At 70.0% G+C, this 12711-nt stretch carries 10 protein-coding genes; 5 read left to right on the top strand and 5 right to left on the bottom strand.

All coding sequences use genetic code 11. The features are described from left to right. Positions 1–72: 72 nt before the first annotated feature. The 5 genes from ACXJKJ_RS08355 to pedF form a co-directional block, all read right to left on the bottom strand. Positions 73–2535, bottom strand: a complete 2463-nt coding sequence (locus tag ACXJKJ_RS08355; RefSeq protein WP_457389777.1) for a TonB-dependent receptor — start codon at positions 2533–2535, stop codon at positions 73–75. 99 nt (positions 2536–2634) lie between these two features. Further along, on the bottom strand, positions 2635–3576 hold the full coding sequence (locus tag ACXJKJ_RS08350; protein ID WP_457389776.1) for a beta-propeller fold lactonase family protein: 942 nt from the start codon (positions 3574–3576) through the stop codon (positions 2635–2637). Positions 3577–3589: 13 nt separating this feature from the next. Beyond that, entirely contained in the window at positions 3590–5713 is a 2124-nt protein-coding gene (locus ACXJKJ_RS08345) for a TonB-dependent receptor family protein (RefSeq protein WP_457389775.1), read from the bottom strand. Between the two features lie 198 nt (positions 5714–5911). Beyond that, a complete protein-coding gene (locus ACXJKJ_RS08340; RefSeq protein WP_457389774.1) occupies positions 5912–6733 on the bottom strand; it encodes a substrate-binding periplasmic protein in 822 nt (273 codons plus the stop codon). Next, on the bottom strand, positions 6730–7191 hold the full coding sequence (pedF, locus tag ACXJKJ_RS08335) for a cytochrome c-550 PedF (RefSeq protein ID WP_457320508.1): 462 nt from the start codon (positions 7189–7191) through the stop codon (positions 6730–6732). Before pedF ends, ACXJKJ_RS08340 begins: the two co-directional genes overlap by 4 nt. A gap of 239 nt (positions 7192–7430) precedes the next feature. Here pedF and ACXJKJ_RS08330 point away from each other — a divergent pair, with 239 nt between their 5' ends. The 5 genes from ACXJKJ_RS08330 (at position 7431) to ACXJKJ_RS08310 (ending at position 12688) form a co-directional block, all read left to right on the top strand. Then, the gene (locus ACXJKJ_RS08330) at positions 7431–9557 is read left to right on the top strand and encodes a sigma-54-dependent Fis family transcriptional regulator (protein WP_457389773.1); all 2127 of its coding nucleotides are present in this window, start codon (positions 7431–7433) and stop codon (positions 9555–9557) included. 455 nt (positions 9558–10012) lie between these two features. Beyond that, positions 10013–10948 carry a pyrroloquinoline quinone biosynthesis protein PqqB gene (pqqB, locus tag ACXJKJ_RS08325; protein WP_457389772.1) on the top strand — a complete coding sequence of 312 codons (936 nt, stop codon included), beginning with the start codon at positions 10013–10015 and terminating at the stop codon, positions 10946–10948. Further along, a complete protein-coding gene (locus ACXJKJ_RS08320) occupies positions 10945–11589 on the top strand; it encodes a hypothetical protein (RefSeq protein ID WP_457389770.1) in 645 nt (214 codons plus the stop codon). Before pqqB ends, ACXJKJ_RS08320 begins: the two co-directional genes overlap by 4 nt. Then, complete coding sequence (locus ACXJKJ_RS08315) at positions 11589–12197, top strand: hypothetical protein (protein ID WP_457389769.1); 609 nt, start codon at positions 11589–11591, stop codon at positions 12195–12197. Before ACXJKJ_RS08320 ends, ACXJKJ_RS08315 begins: the two co-directional genes overlap by 1 nt. Continuing rightward, complete coding sequence (locus tag ACXJKJ_RS08310; protein WP_457389768.1) at positions 12194–12688, top strand: hypothetical protein; 495 nt, start codon at positions 12194–12196, stop codon at positions 12686–12688. The genes ACXJKJ_RS08315 and ACXJKJ_RS08310 overlap by 4 nt, the downstream gene beginning before the upstream one ends. The last annotated feature ends 23 nt before the right edge of the window (positions 12689–12711 follow it).

The raw sequence follows: 12711 nt of genomic DNA, 5'->3' as shown, positions 1-12711 counted from the left end.
TGGCGCGGGCGCGCGCCGTGCCGCCGTGCAGCGTGGGTGTGGCGGCGCGCAGCAGTGCCCGAGGGCTTCTCGCTAGAAGCTGTACTTCACGCTCACCACCACGCTGCGCGGCGCGCCTGGCGCGTAGAACGTCGCATGGCGCAACGGCCGGTCGCCGTTCGCGTTGGCCGCAAAGGGCCGGCTCTGAAAATTGCCCGCGCTGTCGAAACCCGTGGGGCCGAGCTGCGCGGCCGTGGCGTACGCGCGGTCGAACAGGTTGTTGACCTGGGCGAAGAGCTTGAGCCCCTTCATCGGCTTCCAGGCCGCGTTGACGTTGACAACCGCGTAGCCGGCGCTGCGGCCCGCGCCGAGGTAGTACGTGTCATCGGGCCGGTGCAGGCCGTTCTCGTTGCCGCGCGCTGCTGCGCCGCTCATCGCGATGGCGTCGGCGCCGAGCGACCACGCATCGCCGAGGTCGAGATCGGCATAGAGCTTGAGCAGGCGCCGCGGCACCAGTGGCATGCGGTCACCGGGGCGGATGGCGATATTGCCGTTCACGCCGGGCAAGCCCGCCTGCGCCGCATCGTTGCTGCTGTTGGACGCGCCGTTGACGCGCTCGGCCGTGCGGTAGGTGGCGTCCAGCAGCGTGAGGTTGATGCCCGCCGCCAGGCCCTTGGCGGGCTGCCCGCTCAGGCCCAGCTCCAGACCCTGGCGGCGGGTCTTGCCAAAGTTCTTGAAGTAGCCAAAGCCAGCCGCGTCATCGGCGACGAAGAGCAGGTCGTCGCGGTTGTCGGAGCGGAACACGCCGACGCTCCAGGCCAGTGGCCCGCCGGCGGCGCCGCGAATGCCGGCCTCCACCGTCGTCGTGACGACCTGCCTGAGTGGCGGGTCGCCGGCCATGGCGTTGGGCAGCTTGCAGGGGTTGGCCGGGTCGGCGCAGCCCAGCTCGATGGAGGACGGGTCGCGGCTGCCCTGGCTCACGCCGGCCCAGGCGTTGACGCCGGCCACCGGCGTGAAGGTCAGGCCCAGCGCGGGGTTGAGGCGGCTGAAAGCGTGGTCGCCGTCCAGTGAGCCCGGGCCGGCGCCTGGCGTGATGGCATCGCGGTTGCGCGCCGTGCTGTGGTTGTAGCGGGCGGACACGGTCAGGTGCGTGCCACTCGCCACCGTGAGCACGGTGCTGGCGAACAGGCTGAGCGTGCGTGTGCGGCCCGCCAGGTCCACGCGGGTGTCGTAGGGCGCGCCGTCCACGTTGCCGCCGCCCACGCCATCACCGAAGGCGCCGACGCCGGTGATGCTGCGGTCGGCATTCAGGTAGCCCAGCTCCGAGCCCTGCACGAAACGGCTGCGGCTGAAGTCGGCTGCCGCGCCGATCAGGGACTGACTGGGCAAGCCAAGCAGCCGACCGTCGTAGCCGAGCTGCGCGTTGAAGCCGGCGTTGTGCTGGTTCGTGCGGGTCTGGTTGATGACGCCGTTGCACTTCTCGCCAGGCTCGTCCTTCAGTAGCGCCTGGGCGATGCAGCGCCACTTCGGGAAGGGCGTGTTGGCCGCGCTCTCGCCCGCGGTGGGAAAGCCGGTGTAGCCGGCCGCCGCCAGCGCCGCGCGATCGGCGGCACTGGGCTGGTAGAGCGACTGGTCGAGCGCGTCGTCGTTCAGGTCGCCGTTGTAGGTGCGCGTGCGGATGCTGCGGACGTAGGCGTTGCCGGCCAGCGTCCACTGCTCGCCGAGCGAATGAGAAAGCGCGAGGTTGAGCAGTGCCGCGCGGTTGCGGGTGTTGTCCGGGCGCGTGTAGACGCTGGCGCGGTCACGTTCGAGAAGGCGTTGCTCCTGCAGGCCGTTGCCGTTGAGGTCGGTGTCGGCGAGCGACGCGGTCAGTGCAATGTCGGTGTCAGCGTTGCGGTGGCCGAGCTTGGCGAAGAGCTGGTTCACGTCGGACTTTGAATCGACCCGCCAGCCGCGCTCGCGGAACTTGTGGCCGGTGACGTACCAGTGCGTGCCGCCGGCGCTGCCGCCGCCCACCTCGAACTCGGCGGCGCGGCGGCCGTGTGAGCCGGCCGTCAGCTGCAGCGACGTGCCCGGTTGCTTCAACCCGTCCTTGGTCTGCACGCTCAGCGCACCGCCCAGGGTGTTGAGGCCGAACAGCGGGTTGGAGCCCGGGTTGAGCGCGATGGAAGCGATGGCCGCCTTGGGGATCAGGTCCCAGCTCACCACGTCGCCAAACGGCTGGTTCAACCGCACGCCGTCGAGGTAGACCGACAACCCCTGCTGCGAGCCCAGCAGCGGCGATGCCGTGTAGCCGCGGAAGTTGACGTCGGCCTGCAGCGGGTTGCCCTGCATCTCGTTGAGGTGGACGCTGCCCAGGCGCCGGTTCATGAAGCTGGCGAGGTCCAGGGCCTGGCTGCGCTCGATGTCGGCGGCGCGGGCGGTCTGCACGGCGGCGGGGATCCAATCGCGCGGGATGTTCACACCGGCCACCGGCGACAGGCCAACGACTTCGACGCGTTCGAGCTGCACCTGGGCATGGGCCGCAGTGACGATGCAAACCAGCCACAGAGGCACAGAGACACAGAGGTGTCGAGGTGCTCGAAGGCCACCGGACTCTCTGTGTCTCTGTGCCTCTGTGGCTTTGTTCATGTCAGCCGCCGAGATGGCGCTCTCTCAACGGATCACCACGCCCCAGGGCAGCTTGCCCACCGCCACCTCGGCCACGCGCTGCAGCGTCTCGGTGTCGATGACCGACACCGCGCCTGAGCGCCCGCAGGCCACATAGAGCTTGCGGCCGTCGGGCGTCAGCGCCATGTTCCACGGCCGCTGGCCGACCGGGATGGTGGCGACCAGGGCCATGCGCTCCACGTCCAGCACCGAGACGGTCGCATCGCCGCCGTTGGAGATGAAAACGCGCTTGCCGTCGGGGTGCACGCTGATGCCATTGCTCTTGGGCCCGGCCATGAGCTTGTCCTGCACCGAGAAGGTCTGCATGTTGATGACGTAGATCTCGCTGGACATCTCGGCCGCTACAAAGGCCCGCCGCCCGTCGGGCGAGAAGCCGATGCCGCGCGGCCGCGTGCCGACCGGGATCTGCGCGACCTGGGCGCGCTTGTCCACGTCGATGACGTCCACCGCGCTGCCCTCCTCGGCGCTGACCAGCACCCAGCGCCCGTCGGGGCTGAAGACAGCGTGCTCGGGGTTCCTGCCCTTCACCTTGACGGCGAAGCTGCGGGCCATGGCGCGCGTGTCGACGAAGACGATCTCGTTGGCCTCCTCGACGGCGGCCACCACCCAGCGGCCGTCGGGCGACTGGCCCAGGCCTTCGGGTGACTCGCCGAGCGGGATCTCGCCGGCCTGGCGCCGCGCGGCCAGGTCGATGACGACGAGGCGGTTGCCAGGCTGATCGCTGACGTAGGCGCGGCGGCCGTCGGGGCTGATGACGGCGCCGCGCGGCTTGGCGCCGGCGGGCAGTTCGTAGAGCACGGCGTCGGTGGCGGTGTCGATGACGCTCAGCGTGCCCGAGCCCTCGTTGGACACATAGGCCAGCGGCCCGGCGTGGGCCTGGGTGACTGCCGCGGCAAGCAGGGTCAGGGTGGGCAACAGGCGGGCCATGAAGGTCTCCGGTTCAGAAGCGATAGCTCGCGTTGGCGCTGGCGAGGAAGGTGCGGCCTGGCGCGGGCTCGAAGAAGCGGCCGTTGCCATCGTTGACGATGACGGAGCCGGCGTAGCGGCGGCCCGCGAGGTTGTCCACGCGCAGCAGGCCGCCCAGATCCCAGGGCCCGAGGCTGAGCTGGTAGCCCGCGTGTGCGGCCAGCGTCGCGTAGCCGGGGGCGGCGTCGTTGTTGAGGTCATTGACGTAGACCTTGCTCAGCGCGCGCGCCTCGGCGCCGAAGCGCCAGCCGCTGGCGGGCTGCCAGGTCAGCGCGCCATAGACCGCGGTGCGGGCAATGCCGGGGATGCGGTTGTCGGCGTTGACCTGTTGGTTGGCGGCGGCGCAGGGCGTGGCGGTGCAGGTCAGGAAGCCGTCGCGGTAGCGCGCGTCCAGCCAGGTGGCGGCGACTTGCGCCTGCAGCGTGCTCGCGAGCTGGAACGAGCCCGACGCCTCCAGGCCGCGGCGGCGCGTGGCGCCGGCGTTCTGGTAGGTGGCGCGGCCGCCCAGGTTGGTCTGCGTGACGATCTCGTGCTCCGTGCCGGTCTGGAACAGCGCCAGCGCTAACTCGGCGCCATCCCACGGCCGGGCCTTGATGCCGGCCTCGATGCTGCGGCTCAGCGACGCCTGCAGGCCGAAGTTCAGGCCCGTGGCGCCGCTGGGGCGGTAGGCCAGCTCGTTGAGCGTGGGCGTCTCGAAGCCGCGGCCGGCGGTGGCGTAGACGCGCAGGCGCTCGCTGACCGCGAAGCTTGCGCCCAGCACCGGCAGCGTGGCCGAGTAGCTGGCGGCGCCGCTGTCGTCGGGGTTGGTCTTGGTGATGTAGGCGTCGGTCGAGCGGAAGCTGACCTTGGCGCGGCGCACGCCGGCGTTGAGCAGCCAGGCCGGCGTGGGCCGCCATTCGGCCTGCAGATAGGGGTCGGCGTTGCTGACGTGGTTGCGCTCGTCGCGGCGCAGGGCACCTTGCACGCCCAGCGTCGTGCCGATGAAGTTCTGCGTGCCGACGCGGTGCTCGCTCAGCTCGTCGGCGGCCACGCCGGCGATGACGCTGGCGGTGGCACTTTTCCAGCGCCAGCGCACATCGGCACCCTGGTAGTCGCGCGCCAGATCGATGACGCCACCCGGATGCAGCGCATTGGCCTGCGTGGCCACCGGGATGGACTGGAACTGCATCGTCGTGCGGTGGCCCTGGTAGACCATCACGCGCAGGGTGTTGGCACTGTCGATGCCGTGCTCCAGCACCAGGCCGCCCTGCTGCTGCTTCATGGTCTTGCGGGTGTTGAAGCTCAGTGCGCCGGCATCAACGCCGCGCGGGTCGGTCTGCCATTGCGCGCGGGTCAGGCCCAGCGGGTCCTGCGCCTCGGGCAACTCGACGCTGTTGGCGATCAGCGTGAGCTGGGTGTCGGCACCGAGCTTGAAGTTCAGCCGCGCGTTGCCCAGGCGCCGCTCGGTGGCGCTGTGCTGGCGGTAGCCGTCGGTTGTGAAACGGCTGGCGCCCAGCGTGTAGCCGATGGCGCCTGCGGTGCCGCTGGCAGACGCGGCCACGCGACGCAGGCCGTCGCTGCCAAAGCTGACGCCGGCGTCCAGGCGCGGCGGGCCGGCGGGGTTCTCGGAATAGATGCTGATGACACCGCCCGAGGAGTTGCCGTACAGCGCCGAGAACGGCCCGCGCAGCACCTCGACGCGGCCCACGGTGCCAATCTCGACGTTGGTGATCTGGCCCTGGCCGTCGGGCAGGGTGGCGGGGATGTCGTCCACGTAGACGCGCACGCCGCGGATGCCGAAGCTGGCCCGCGCGCCAAAGCCGCGCACCGAGATCTGCACGTCCTGGGCGTAGTTCTGGCGGTCGCGGGCCAGCAGGCCCGGCACTTGCCCTAGGCCCTCGGAGATGTTGACCTGGGCTCGGCCGGCGCGCAGCGCGTCGCCGTCGATGCGGTTGATGGAAGCGGGCACGTCGAAAGGCGTGGCTTCAGTGCGCGTGGCGGTGATGACGACGGGTTCGAGGACGGTCGGTGCGGGTGCGGGTGCGGCGTGGGCGGCCGCGCTGGCGGCTGCCAGTGCGAGTGCCGTCCTTCGCGCCGCGGGCGCAAATCTCTTTTTCATGGGTATCTCCAGATGCGGTCGGGCCGGCTCGAAGCTCAGAGGGTGAGAGGGAATCCGGCGTGGCCGAGAGGGCTTCCCAAAGCGCCCCGATTTAGGCGCAAAGCACAGCCGTAGCTCAGGCTACGGCGAGCATTTGCAACGACGAGCGGGGTGTTTTGGGGAGTCAAAGCGGGCATGCGGGATTTCCTTTCACCCTCTTCAGACCGGACGCCAGGCCACTTTGTACTTGGTGAAGATCTCGGCGACGCGGCCTTGGCTGACCAGTTGGTTCAACGCGTCCTGCAGGGCCTGGGCGAGGTCGGTGGCGTCGCGCTTCACGGCCATGCCTGCGGCCCAGCCGTCGCGCGGCGCACGCGGCGACGGCAGCGGCTCGATGCGGTAGGCCGCGTCGCCAGCCAGCACCGTCTCCAGCTCCGACGCCAGGCCGGCGGCGGCGGCCACTTCGCCGCGCTGCAGTGCGCGGGCGGCCTCGCAGCCGTCCTTGAACTGCGTCAGCAGCTGCTCCCGGTAGGCGCCTCCGTCCGCACCGATCATCAGCCAGCCGGCCAGCGTCTGGCCGGGCACGGCCACGCGGCGTGTGCCGAGCTGGGACAGCGTCTCCAGCCGTGGCAGCTCATCCACACGCCGCGCCAGCATGACGCGCTCACGGTAGTAGGGGCCGAAGATGCGGGCCTGCGGCGTGGCCTCGATCAGCGGGCGGTCCACCGGCACGTGCATCAGCACGTCGGCCGGGCCGTGGCCGAGGTAGTGGCCCTTCCAGACCATGTTGCGCAGGTCGTCGTTCATGTTCTCGTCGGCATTGAAGGCCAGCGGCGCGAACTTCACGCCCAGGGCCTCGGCCAGCGCCTGGCCCAGCTCCATGTCGATGCCCTTGCCCTTCACGTGGAAGGGCGGCATGTCCTCGTACAGGCCGACGATGAGCCGGCCGCGCTCGCGCACCTGGGCGAGGGTGGCGGCGCCCGCCCCCGTGCCGGTGAGGGCGCTGGCGGCGGCCCAGGCGAGGATGTGGCGCCGGTTCACAGCGGCTTCTCCCGGCGCACTTCCAGGTAGGACTTGATCGCCCACATCGCTTCCTGCGTGAACACGCCCTCGAAAGGCGGCATGTAGACGGCGCCGTTGCGGCTGCGGCCGTGGCGCACGGTGTTCAGGAAGTAGTCGTCGTTCTCCTTCACGCAGGCGGCCTTTTTGGCGGCGTCCTTCAGCGTGCTGCAGTCGTTGTCCAGCCGGCGCAGGTCGGGCGCGATGCCGCCCGAGATGGCCTCCAGGCCGTGGCAGCGCGCGCAGTTCTGGTTGAAGGCCGAGCTGCCGATCTTGATGGCGGCCTCATCGCCGCGAAAGGGGTTCTCGGGTCGCCAGCCTTCGCCCAGCTGGGGCAGGCTGCTGGTGTCCACGGCCTGGGGGGTGACGTCGCCGTGGGCCCAGGCCACGACGGCCGCGACGCACAGGCTGCCGGCGATGAAGCGGGGATGGAATTTCATGGGTTGTCTCCGGTCGTTGTCTGGGTTTGCAGGCCCGTTCGGGCTCTGTCCCTGCGCTGCAAGCGACATGCCAGGACGGAACTGTTCCAACCTGGAACAACGACCGTGTCGGCGCTTGACCTGTGTCATGGACAGTCGAACCGCTTTGGGACACGATGGCCGCCAGACACAGACAGGCGTGGCACCGACCGCGCCGCCGCCGAGACAAGCCTGCAACAGGCAGGCGCATGAGAGCCTCTATGCCCACCATCGAGACCGAAGCGCCGGCCAGCCCGGCGCCGCCGGGGCCCCCACGACAGGCCTTCATCGAGCGCAGCCACCAGCGCAGCGAAGCGCTGGGCCTGAAGCGCCACGAGAAAAGCGGGCTGGACCCGATGATCCGCAGCGACCTCAACCTCGCGCGGGAACGCAACCAACGTCTGTACACCCACGCCGCGCCGGTGATGCAGCTGCTCTACGAGCAGATCGTCAACACCGAAAGCATGATCGTGCTGACCGACGCGCAGGGCACCATCCTGCACGCGGTGGGCGACGACAGCTTCCTGGCCCGCGCCCACCGCGTGGCGCTGGCGCCGGGTGAGAACTGGGCCGAGCATGCCAAGGGCACCAATGCCATCGGCACGGCGCTGTTCGAGGAGGTGCCCACGCTCGTGCATGGCGGCGAGCACTTCATCCACGCCAACAATTTCCTGACCTGCTCGGCCTCACCCATCTTCGACCCGCGCGGCAACATGCTCGGCGTGCTGGACGTGACGGGCGACCACCGCGGCTACCACCAGCACACCATGGGCCTGGTGCGCATGTCGGCCCGCATGATCGAGAACCACTGGCTCTCGGACGACTACAACAACCGCCTGCGCCTGCACTTCCACAGCCGGCCCGAGTTCATCGGCACGCTGCTCGAAGGCATCCTGGTCGTGTCGCCGGAAGGCCGGCTGCTGGGCGCCAACCGCGCCGCGCTGGACCAGCTCGGCGTCAGCGGCGCGGAGCTGCGCATGCGCAGCCTGAGCAGCCTGCTGGGCACGACGCCGGCGGCAATCTACGACCATTTCCGCATGCCGATGTCGCCGCCGATGCAGCTGTGCCTGCCAACGGGCCAGAGCTTCTTCGTCAGCGCTCGCTTCGACTGGCCCTCGCGCCCGGTGGTGGGGGGGATGCGCAATGCGGAGATGGCCGACGTCATCGATGCGCGCGAGCCCTCGCAGGGCACCAGCTCGCTGCGCGAAGGCGAATGGACTGGCGGTGTGCCCAGCCCGGACGCGCCGGCCCAGCCGGCGGACATGGTGGCGACGGCGGCCACGGCCAACGGCGCCCAGCGCTTCTCCGGCCTGCAATACCTGCGCACCGGCGACCCGCAGCTGGAGACCGTCATCCAGAAGGTCAAACGCGTGCTGGACCGCGGCATCCCGCTGCTCATCCTGGGCGAGACCGGCACCGGCAAGGAATTGCTGGCCCGCGCGGTGCACCACGACTCGGTGCGCGCCCGCCAGGCCTTCGTGGCCGTGAACTGCGCGTCCATCCCCGAGAGCCTCATCGAGGCCGAGCTGTTCGGCTACGAGGAAGGCGCTTTCACCGGCGCGCGGCGCAAGGGTGCGCCGGGGCGGCTGGTGCAGGCCAACGGCGGCACGCTGTTCCTGGACGAGATCGGCGACATGCCGCTGCCGCTGCAGGCGCGCCTCTTGCGCGCACTGCAGGAGCGCAGCGTGACGCCGCTGGGCAGCACCAAGTCCATCGCGGTGGACATCGCCGTCATCGGTGCCACCCACCGCAACCTKCGCGAGATGATCGCCGCGCAGACCTTCCGCGAGGATCTCTACTACCGCCTCAACGGCCTGGCCCTGCGCCTGCCGGCGCTGCGCGAACGTACCGACGTGGAAGCCATCGTGCGGCGCATCCTGCAGGCCGAGCGCCCGCAGGACACGCCCGAGCTCAGCCCCCAGGTGCTGGGCATGTTCCGCCGCTACCAATGGCCGGGCAACATCCGCCAGCTGGCCAATGTGCTGCGCACGGCGGCGGTGATGTCGGCGGGCGAGCGGCTGGTGACGACGAATCACCTGTCGGATGACTTCCTCGAAGACATGCAGCGCGCTGTGGGCGGCATGACACCGGCCCCGCCGCCCGCGCTGGCGCCGGCCTGGCCGCCCTTCGAGCCGCATGCCGCGCTGCCGGCCCCTGCACCCGCTGTAGTTGCGGCAGCCGCCGTGGAGCCCGCGAGCGCGCGCACGCTGGAGCAGGCCGAGATCGACATGATCCGCGCCACGCTGGACGCAGCGGGCGGCAACATCTCGCTGGCCTCCAAGCAGCTGGGCATCAGCCGCAACACGATCTACCGCCGGCTGCGCTGGAACACGCCCAGGGCCTGTTAACGCTACGGCAGTAGGTCGCGAAGGTCAGCCGCCAGGGGCCAATCAAGGCGCAGTGCGCCGCCCGCATTGATATGCGGGCAAGCGGTGCAACGCTGAGTGGCCCCTGGCGGCTGACCTTCCCTTCGGGTTGTAGCCAGAAAGCCCGCGCGCGGCGTTGCGAAGCCTCGCTTGGGGCCTACCCAAGCTTCGTTTCGCGCCTTGCTCGCGGGCTTTCTGGCTACAACGCGGCCTGCTGCCGTAGCGTTAACAGGCCCTAACCGTTGTTCCCGGGCCTCAATGCAGGCCCGGGACTTTCCCGGGGGAAGTGCTGCACCGCGCTGTGCCGAACTGGAGCAAAACCCCTCATTGACGCCGGCTGCAACGGCGTTGTGGCAAGGCACGGGTCTTGCACCCCTGGGTGCGTCGACCTGCTGACTGCCTGCTCCCATGTCCCGTCTTCTTCTGCGCGGCTTCCCATGAAGCTCCTCGTCCTCGGCTCCGGCGCGGGCGGTGGTTTCCCGCTGTGGAACTGCCACTGCCGACTGTGCAGCAGCTGGCGCCGCGGTGAGCTCGACGCCAGCGCGCGCACGCAAAGCGCCATCGCCATCTCGCAGGACGGCCGGCCCGGCGAAGGCTGGCTGCTCATCAACGCCAGCCCCGACCTGCCGCAGCAGATCCGCGCCACGCCCGCGCTGCAGCCTGCCCACGCGGGTGATGTGCCCATCCGCGCCGTCGTGCTGCTTGACTCGCGGCTGCATCACGTGGCCGGGCTGCTCTCCTTGCGCGAGAGCCGTGAGCTGGAGGTCTATGCCACGCCGCTGGTGTTCGAGGACCTGACGGCCGAGCTGCCGCTGCTGCACGTGCTGGAGAGCTACTGCCGCGTGCGCTGGCGCATGCTGCCCATTGCCGGCGACGTGCGCAGCGCGAGCTTCGAGATCCCGGGCTTCCCGGCGCTGAGCTTTGCCGCCGTGGCCGTGCCGGCGCGGGCGCCGCGGCATGCGCGGCTGCGCAGCGAAGCGGCGGGCGAGTGCATCGCGCTGGAGGTGCAGGACCTGCGCACGGGCCGGCGCGTCTTCCTGTCGCCGGCGCTGGCCGAGGTCGGCGAGGCCGAGCTGGCCTGGATGCGCCGGGCCGACTGCGTCGTCGTCGACGGCAGCTTCTGGACCGAGCACGGCCTGCAGGAGGCCGGCGTCGGGGCGGTCAGCGCCAGCGACAAAGGCCATCTGCCGCAGAGCCGCCACGGCGAACGGCCCGGGATGATCGACGCGCTGCAGGCCAGCGGCGCGCCGCGCAAGGTGCTCACCCACATCCACCACAGCAACCCCATCCTCGACCGCGGCGGCGCCCAGCGCCGTGAGCTGCTGGCGCATGGCATCGAGGTGGCGCATGACGGCATGGAGATCGAACTGTGAGCACAGCGACCGCCGCCCCCCGGCCCGCGCACCCGGCCGAGCCGCTGTGGCTGGAATGGCTGACCCTCGTCGGCGGCCTGGCCTTTTGCACCTGGCTGCTGGGTGTGCGCGGCGTCTGGGCGCTGCTGCTGGGCGCCGACCCCACGGGGCTGACGCTGGTCATCATGGCCGTCTTCCTGTGCTCCACGCTGTGGTGCGGCCAGCGCTCGCGCGAACTGCAGCGCCAGCGTGACTTGCTGGCTGATCCGCGGCTCGCCCGCGCCGGAGAGGCCTGCTGGGCGGCCGAATACCTGGGCGCGCCTGGCGACATCGCGACCGAGCTGCTGCTGGAGCACAGCCACGGCCCGCATGGCACGGCCTGGTGGGTCAACGGCATCCAGCTCAAGCTCGGGTTGCTGGGCAAGGTCATCGGCTTCTCGATGCTGGCGCTGACCATCGGCAAGCTGCAGAGCTTCGACCCGGCGCAGTCGCAGGAGCTGCTGCGCAGCCTGACGGCGGGCCTGGGCGTGGCGCTGCTGACGACCATGGTGGGCCTGGTGGGCAACATCCTGCTGGGTTTGCAACTGACCCGGTTGGACCGTTTCGCTGATGCATTGGTGGCTGATATCCAGCGTGCCGGGCTCCGAAAGGACGGTGCGTGATGCGCCGCCTGCGCCGGGGTTCAAGGGAGGCCGAGGTTGACCCCTTCTACGACATGCTGTTCAACCTGCTGATCGGCTTCGTCTTCTGCTTCATCGTGGCGCTGCTGGCCATGAACCCGCGTGCCACCAAGGCCGGCGACGTGCCGTCCAAGGCCGAGTACCTGATCAACGTGGCCTGGCCCGACAACAGCCCCAACGACATCGACACCTGGGTGCAGGACCCGGGCGGCAACCTGGTGTGGTTCCGCCAGCGCGAGGCCGGGCTGATGTACCTGGACCGCGACGACCGCGGTGACGCCAACGCCGCCACCATCGTCAACGGCCAGCGCATCCAGAGCCCGTTCCGCCAGGAGGTGGTGACGCTGCGCGGCCTCGTTCCCGGCGAGCATGTCGTCAACGTCCAGTACTACCAGTCCAACGACGGCCAGCCGGTGCCGGTGACCGTGACGGTCATCAAGGTCAACCCGCGCGCCGACGTCGTCTTCTACGGCACGGTCAAGCTGGCCCGCAAGGGCGACGAAGCCACCGCCGTGCGCTTCACGCTGCAGCCCGATGGCAGCGTCGTCAACGTCAACACGCTTCCAAAAAGTCTGATGCAAAGACCATGACTCTGCCCATCATCCTCAGCTTTGCCGCGCTGCTGCTGCTGTGTCTGCTTTCCCTGCTGCAGTCGCGCTGGCCGGTGTGGCTGCGCGGCCTGCTGGTGGTTGGCGTGAGTGCTTTCTACTTCTACGCCGAGGGTGCCATCCACACGCTGTGGGGCTGGCCCAGCGGCGACCCGCTGCCCGAGCGCTTCGTGCTGCTGGCCGCCGTCATCGAGGAGCCCGCTGGCAAGCGCGACGGGGCGCTCTATGTCTGGGTCAATGCCGTGGAAGACGGCAAGCCCGCCGCCCAGCCGCGCGCCTACCAGCTGCCCTACAGCAAGGACCTGCATGCCCTGCTCAACGAGGGCCTGAAGAAGGTCCGCAACGGCATCGCCCAGCTGGGCACCGCCGAGCCCAAGGCCGGCCGCAAGGGCCTGGCCTGGCTGCGGCCGGGCAGCGACGAGCAGCAGGTGAAGCTGCGCGACATGCCGCTGCCGCAACTGCCCGAGAAATGAGTGTGAGGCGCGCTCTCCTGCTC

The sequence above is a fragment of the Roseateles sp. P5_E1 genome (assembly GCF_054049335.1).
This window is presented reverse-complemented; position numbering and strand designations above follow the sequence as displayed.